Annotated in this window: 2 protein-coding genes; both read right to left on the bottom strand. The window is 40.3% G+C overall.

What is annotated here, in order from left to right; all coding sequences use genetic code 11:
- Nucleotides 1-976 precede the first annotated feature (976 nt).
- Complete coding sequence (locus F6K22_RS28580) at nt 977-3,505, bottom strand: CHAT domain-containing protein (RefSeq protein WP_293105882.1); 2,529 nt, start codon at nt 3,503-3,505, stop codon at nt 977-979.
- A 623-nt stretch (nt 3,506-4,128) separates the two neighbouring features.
- Nucleotides 4,129-5,960 (bottom strand): ShlB/FhaC/HecB family hemolysin secretion/activation protein (locus F6K22_RS28585; protein WP_293105884.1); only part of this gene is annotated, 1,832 nt, incomplete at its 5' end.

Genomic DNA, 5,960 nt, shown 5'->3' on the forward strand with positions numbered 1-5,960 from the left:
ACCTCTCCCCCGACCCCTCTGGTGCTCCGAGAGGGGCAAAGTGTTCTTCCCCTTCCCTAGTAGACTTCTCGAAAAGGGAAAGAAGAAGTGATTGGGTAGGTTGGGTTGAAGAATGAAACCCAACATTGTTTAATGAAGACCTCTCCCCCGACCCCTCTGGTGCTCCGAGAGGGGCAAAGTGTTCTTCCCCTTCCCTAGTAGACTTCTCGAAAAGGGAAAGAAGAAGTGATTGGGTAGGTTGGGTTGAAGAATGAAACCCAACATTTCCAGCATCCATACCCGCAGCTAGTGCTATTTTTGGCTGATTAATATTTAGTCAGGACTTACGCATGAGGTAGGAAAAACTAGGATTTGAGATTGCTTCTGGGTCGGTCGATAGGGACGAAAATACGTTGTAGTGCGTAAGTCCTGTTAGTGTTATAGGTTACAGTAGCAAGTTAAAGGAAAAGAAGAAGTGATTGGGTAGGTTGGGTTGAAGAATGAAACCCAACATTTCCAGCATTCATACCCGAAGCTAGTGCTATTTTTGGCTGATTAATATTTAGTCAGGACTTACGCATGAGGTAGGAAAAACTAGGATTTGAGATTGCTTCTGGGTCGGTCGATAGGGACGAAAATACGTTGTAGTGCGTAAGTCCTGTTAGTGTTATAGGTTACAGTAGCAAGTTAAAAGAAAAGAAGAAGTGATTCCGTCGTAGCGTTGTCTAATATCAAATCCGGATAATTAATATACCCAAGTCCGCAGCGACTGGAACGGAGTGGAAGGAAGCAATCTCCGCGCATCCATGAGATTGCTTCCTATCGTCGCTGCGGACGACTGTTCAACCGGATTTTATATAACGCAATGAAGACCGCTGTATTGTTGTTGGGTTTCCTACGTCAACCCAACCTACACTTATTGCACTTAAAATTGTCGATAAAAAACCTAACCCCCCAACCCCCTTCCCTACGAGGCTATTCCTGGATATTAGTATAACTACAACCAATTACCAACAATAATAAAAGATGACCAATGATAGGGCTTATTATAATCTTTATCTGGCTCTATCTCTCCTTTGATAAACTTCATTTGAACCTGACGTAGTGCTTCTGCTTTTCTCAATTGCGAACTGTCAGACTGCAATAGTTGCTGATAAAATTGTTTCATTAATTCTGCTGTCGAAGCATCATTGACTCTCCACAAACTGCCTAAAACACTACGAACGCCAGCTCGAATCGAAACTCCAGCTAAACCCAATGCTGCTCGCGTATCTCCTACTGCTGTCTGACAAGCACTCAAAATGAATAATTCAATTGCTCGATCCGATCGTTTCAAATTCTCAGTCTGGAGCAATTGATCTAAATCTCGAACATTAATCCTTTCGTTCCAGTCTAAAATGTATGTATCATCAGGATTAGAGCTAAACTGTCCGTGAGTTGCAATATGAACAATGGTAAAGGGGGCAGAATTAATCTCATTTTGAATATTGACTTTTGTAAATTCTGCATCTGTTAATTGCTCAGATTGTGGTATGGTTTTATTAATTGTCTCTAGTTCCTCTTGAATATTAGGTAAGGAATTATAGCCTTCTACTCTGTAACTTGGTGCTTCTTGAGCTGTTCCAGCAGTTAATACTCGTATCCCCTCTTTTAATAAAGGACTGGAATCGACTAATTGCAACCCAGGAACTACTGCAATAGCATATCGCTCGACTAGATATCGTTCCCGAACACTATCGTAAAGCACAGACATGGGAATATTTCTGAGGAATCCATCCAAAACAAAAACTAAGGTTTGAATTTGGCTATCATCATGTTTTAAATCTGCCTGTAAATCTGCTTCAAATGGTTCAATTAACCATTGATAAAGTTGGTTGGAGCTTGACTGAAGTTGAGCGATCGGTCGTTGAATGCTAGTTATGTTAACCAACAGTCGTAATAAGCTTTGTTGAAATTGTTCTTCAAAATCCTCATCGCTCCTTGCAGTATAGCGAAAGTTATCAGTACCAGGCAATTTAAGAATGACACTTAATTTATTTTCCAACAAAATTGGATAAATAATAGCTGCATTTTCATCAATTTCATCAATATTAATATCTTCAGCAGTAATACAAGCATCTTGAAAAAAGTTATCTAATTCTGCTAGTTGTAAAGATTCAATTACCTCACGAGCAGCTTTAATATTTGATAAACTAGGTTGATTTGAGCCAGACTCTGGTTGTAGTAATAACGTCGCCAATTTTCTATACAAGGGTTCAACGCTAGCACGAAAATTGAACTTAACATCTCTATTGAGAGCGACTAAATTGCGTCGTAAAACTTGCAGGGTATTAAAAGCAGATTTGTAAGCAATAAGTGCTTCTGGAGAATTGCTTTGCTGGTTATAAATATCTCCTAATTGCTCTTGGAGTTGATAAGCAACATCTGAAGCTGAGACTTTTTGAGCGATCGCCAATGCTTGATTTGTTAAATTGAGTGCTTTTTCAAGTTCTCCATTTTTTTGACTTAATTTTCCTTGAATTCCAATTCCATAAGCTTCTAAGCGAGAATTATCCAAGGTTTTTGCTTGCTGAATTGCTTGGTTTAGTAGTTCGTTAGCGGTAGTCAATTCAGTTAAAGTAGTTTGAATTTGAACCAAAGTAGATCGAGGGTCTATTTGCTCAAAATCCATTAAAATTTCTGCCAACTTTATTGTTAGCTGAATAGAGTTAATATTAGGATTTATTTGCCTTAATATTTCCATGCTTTGAGGCAAAGTATCAATCTGAAATTCTACATAAGGTTGGAGGAAATTATCTCGAGGATCTTTATACCATTGTCTAAAATTGAGTAATAAATCCAGATGATTGACAGTTGCCTGAACTTGAACTAATTTTTCATCAGAAACATTATGAGCCTGTTGATAATACGATAAACCTTGCTCAACCAAAGCTTGAAGTGCTTGTATTTCTCTTTGTTTTCTCAGGTTAAAATTAGCAAAATTCTTGGCTTGAGAAAGAATATTATTCCCTAAATTGAGCAGTAATTGACCTTTAGCATTTTGAGAATTTGCTAAAGGAAAACCAGCTTCTAAAACTTGTTGAGATAACTTAAGTTTACCGATCGCCCACAGTCCATTTCCCAAGGTTTGTAACCCCTGGAAATTCAAGTTATTATTTGATGTTTTAAATTTTGGTAGAACATTTTCTAAGTCACTGGCAGTCAATCGATCGCATTCTAATTCGTTACCAAACGCTTTGAGAGCAATATTACAAGAACGTCGATAGAAACCGAGACTGGTTAAAGCAGAAGCTCGATTAATTTGAGTGCCGATGATACCAAGTTTATTGTTATTTTGGCGATAAATAATTTCTGCCTGTTCCCAAACATCTAATGCTGCTTCTGCTTTTCCTTGTTGTAGTAGTTGTACTCCTTGTTGAACTAGGTTGGCAGCAGAAGATTCGGCAAAAACAGGAGATAAAATATTAATTCCGAGACTGAGACAGAAACTGAAAAGGGCAATGGCGAAAAATTTTACTATTTTCATATTATACCAAATTGATAAATGTTTGCTACAAATAGCTAGGGTACTTCTTACAGCGGTTTTCCTGCACGGTAGACCACAGTAAGGGCGATTCGCGAATCGCCCCTACAGGGTTTTGGGTATGACTATGTGGTTTATCCATCTGAAAAGCGCTGTAGAAGTCAGGAGACAGGAGTCAGGAGTCAGAATGAAATAATGATATAGAATTTTTGTAAGAGTAGGGAAGAGGGAACGTAGGGACGCCCTTATGCAACGTCCCTACCTATTAATATAGAATCCGGTTGAATAGTCGTCCGCAGCGACGAAGCGGAAGCAATCTCAGGGGTGCGCGGAGATGGCTTCCTTCCGCTCCGTTCCAGTCGCTTCGGACGTACTTGTAAATTTTTTCACCTACCTACTTAGTAGCTCGTCTAGACTAAAGTTGTGCGTGGGTAAAAAACCTAACCCCCCAACCCCCTTCCCTACTAGGGAAGGGGGTGTTTTCCCCCTCTCAAAAGCAGGAGAGGGGTCGGGGGAGAGGTCTTCGGGATGCTCGCCTCTTACCCACATTTTCAAGCTAGACACCCTAGTAGGTTGACTCAAGAAACGAAACCCAAGAACAATTTTACTCCCCTACTCCCTACTCCCTAAAACGAAAATGGTGTAGAAAACACAGAAAAATAAAGCCCGTCTTCCTGAGCAGTACGATCGCGATCGTCTACATCTACAAGAGGAATACCATAATCTAACCGCAAATTAATTCTATCCCATAACTTTACCTGTAATCCCAATCCTACAGAAGCTAAAGCATTATTTCCAGGAACTTCTTCACCATCACTATTCCACGCCACCCCTCCATCAATAAACGGTACAACCTGAAATAACCTATTCTTCGCAGATATCCACGGAACTGGCAATCGCAATTCTACTGTACCTAGAGCGCCACTATCAGTTAAACGAATATCCTGACGATAGCCCCTCACACTGCGGTATCCACCCAAACCAAACCTTTCTAAGGGCACTAAATCTGATGGGGATAACTGCACGTCTGCTCCTACTACTAATAAAGTATCCTCCCCTAACTGACGCACCCATTGCCCCTGGCCACGCCAATAGAAAAATCTACTATCTGCTTCGTTACTATTAACCGTTGCATCAAATATGTCTAACCCCACATTAAATTGGGAATTCAATGCTAAAACTTGATTATTCCCCCGCAGTTGATAATCCTGGAAAAACTGCAAAATTGATAATTTCGTTTCCCCATTATCATCAGCACCCTCAGATAATGGAAAGTTGGTTCCTAAAATTGAAGTTTTGCTGTCTCGACGAGTTGCAGCTAACCCCAAACTTAACTCTTGCGTGGGTGTTTGTACAATTGGTTGGCTAAAGCCTAATTTATAGGTATTAGAGTTGGAGTTAATATCGAGTCTTTCAAAAGGCGACTCTACTATTTCATTATCCTGATGGCGGTAAAATAATTCCACCTTACCGTTACTGGAGTTTACAGGAATTGAATAGGATATCTCTACAGTATCGCTACCATCAGTATTAGTGTAGAGAGTATTAAAACTATCCCCCATACCTGTAATGTTGCGATAACCTACCTCTCCTCCCCGTCGAAAAGTACCTACACTTGGCGCCCTGCCATTATTAGCGATCGCTGCAATTTGCCAGGGATTAGCTGTAACGACTTCTATATCTAAAATACTTGTATCTGGGCGGATGCCAGCGGAAAGTTCTGCTGAAATTGTTTTTACTAAAGGATCGAGTTGCAATAATTGTAAAGCTGAAAAAAGTTTTTCTTGGTTGAGAGGAGCTTTAGTTGCTCTTGCCAAGCGACTTTTGATGTAGCCTTCGTTTAATCTGCCTTCAATATTAATGTTAATTTTCCCGACCTTCCCTTCTACTACATTAAGCGTGACCGTACCATTTCCTGAGATGGTTTGAGGAGGGATAAAAGCTCCTGATGTGATATAGTTGTTGTTGGTGTAGTATTGTGTAATAGTAGTGCGAGCTGCAATCAATTCTGCAAAGGTAATTGGTTTACCTAGATAAGGTTGGAGTTGCTGTTGTAACTCTTCATTACTAAATTTTGTATTGCCTATAAAATTAAACTGTTGAATGACAGCTTGCAGGGGTTCAGAATTGGAAATGGGCATTATTCCAGTAGTGCTAGCCACTATATAGGATAGAGGTTGTTGAGAATCTAATTGTTTGCAATCAGGCGGAATTAACCAGGGGCGAGCAGGTGTAGCAGTGTTGGGGTTAACTATGAGTTGGATACCGTTGGGTGTAGATATCCAACCTTGAGCTTCAACAAATTTTTGGTCTGATGGAGTAATAGTTTCTGCCAGAGTAGTTGGTGTATCCTGTTCTTGCCATAAGCTATTGGCAGGAATAGGATCGCTAGGATTTGGTGGTAAGCCTCCCTTGCCAGTGATGGTGAATTCGCTCCCCTCTCCTCGCTGACATGGAT

The organism is Okeania sp. SIO2F4 (genome assembly GCF_010672385.1).
Taxonomy (GTDB): Bacteria; Cyanobacteriota; Cyanobacteriia; order Cyanobacteriales; family Microcoleaceae; genus Trichodesmium.

What these genes read in the sequence shown, in the direction of transcription:
- F6K22_RS28580 (WP_293105882.1), bottom strand. Translation starts at nt 3,505, where the DNA reads ATGAAAATAGTAAAATTTTTCGCCATTGCCCTTTTCAGTTTCTGTCTC.